This is a genomic window from Rhodoferax sp. U2-2l, assembly GCF_020594515.1.
GTDB lineage: Bacteria > Pseudomonadota > Gammaproteobacteria > Burkholderiales > Burkholderiaceae_C > Rhodoferax.
The window spans coordinates 1-545 of sequence record NZ_JAJCTH010000041.1 but is presented as its reverse complement, the minus strand read 5'-3'; the positions used below and the strand labels follow the sequence as shown (position 1 = coordinate 545).

Sequence of the window (545 nt, the reverse complement as noted above, 5' to 3'; positions counted from 1 at the left end):
AGTGGATGCGGGTCTTTACACCCCCTAGGTAGATGTCGGATTCACCGAAATCCACCTGGGCGTGTCCTGCCGGGTGGGCCAGGGGAATGAAGACTTCCTGCTGTCGCAGACGCTCCTTGGCCACGTACTCCCGCACGACGGTGTAGCCACCGGCGTACTGATGTTCGTCACGCAGGCGCTCAAAAATGCGTTGGGCCGTGTGCCGCTGCTTCTTGAGAACGTCCCGGTCATCTTGCAAGATTTGATGAATGATGCCAATGAAGGCACCAAGTTTGGGTGATACCGGCCGGTCTTTACGTTGGTAGCCGGGCGGCACCGCGTGATTGACCATCTTGGAGACGGTCTTGCGGCTGATGCCGAATTTCCTTGCTGCAGCGCGCTCGCTCATGGCCTCGACCATGACTGCACGTCTGACTTTGGCGTATAGGTCCACTTCTGTGTACATCCTCTCTGCCTCTCCAGATCCAATCTTGGATCACAGGATAGGCTTGGGACTGGTACCCAATCACACCGCCGAGTGGCTCCCTTTTACTCCGCCATTCATA

At 57.1% G+C, this 545-nt stretch carries 1 pseudogene; it reads right to left on the bottom strand.

What is annotated here, in order from left to right:
• Positions 1-445: pseudogene (locus tag LHU53_RS19585) on the bottom strand (helix-turn-helix domain-containing protein); the annotation flags it as partial.
• Between the last annotated feature and the right edge of the window lie 100 nt (positions 446-545).